The 375-nt window shown below is 52.5% G+C and carries 1 protein-coding gene; it reads right to left on the bottom strand.

Features of this window, described 5'->3' with window-relative positions:
• The coding region (locus RTW80_RS27710; protein ID WP_312721317.1) for a hypothetical protein at window positions 1–187 on the bottom strand (187 nt) is incomplete at its 3' end.
• Between the last annotated feature and the right edge of the window lie 188 nt (window positions 188–375).

Consider the following 375-nt stretch of genomic DNA (forward strand, 5'->3'; position numbering starts at 1 on the left):
CGAAAAGAATTTCAATGCGGATCATGTTCTCATCTCCCTTTTCTTTATGCTGTATGTTTGTACAGTATTCTAATAACTGAATCCGCACACAGTCAAATGTCATTGTTGTGACTAAAAAACGCTCAATTCTCTGAGTGTGTGGCTGTATGCCTGCTGTGGGCTGCTGTGTCCAGCTTATCCACAGCATTTTGTGCACGGTTCTGTGGACAAAATACCTGGTTACCCAGGCCGTGCCGGCACGTTAACCGGGCTGCATCCGATGCAAGTGTGTCGCTGTCGCCGGCCTCCTCACCCGGTCACGTTTCGTCGTTCCTCCTCCACGCGCTGCGGCTTCGGGGCCGCACCTGCATTCGTATGCGGTCGCCCGGTAACAGG

It is taken from the genome of Escherichia sp. AM3, assembly GCF_032029835.1.
In the GTDB taxonomy this organism is placed as follows: domain Bacteria; phylum Pseudomonadota; class Gammaproteobacteria; order Enterobacterales; family Enterobacteriaceae; genus Escherichia; species Escherichia coli.